General features: G+C 37.6%; 1 rRNA gene. It reads right to left on the bottom strand.

What is annotated here, in order from left to right:
• Positions 1-102: ribosomal RNA gene (locus tag H6A27_RS14855) — 16S ribosomal RNA — on the bottom strand; the annotation flags it as partial.
• Positions 103-245: the final 143 nt, after the last annotated feature.

Here is a 245-nt window from a genome sequence, read left to right as displayed (position 1 = left end):
CGCCATCAAACTTAGCAAGCTAAGTTCATGCTGCCCCTCGACTTGCATGTGTTAAGCCTGTAGCTAGCGTTCATCCTGAGCCAGGATCAAACTCTTCATTGTAAAATATCTTGTACATCCGTTAAGGATATGTCTTTGTCTCTGTCCAGGATCCCGTAATTATTTTAATTGACGGTTTATTCTTTTTTCATCACACTATATTATAAATGTGACGCTTGTACTACATTCTGTTTGTTTATCTAAAA

It is taken from the genome of Bacteroides caecigallinarum (assembly GCF_016902295.1).
GTDB classification, from domain to species: Bacteria; Bacteroidota; Bacteroidia; order Bacteroidales; family Bacteroidaceae; genus Phocaeicola; species Phocaeicola caecigallinarum_A.
Note: the sequence above shows the minus strand (reverse complement) of the source record. Positions and strands in the feature narration are given on the sequence as shown.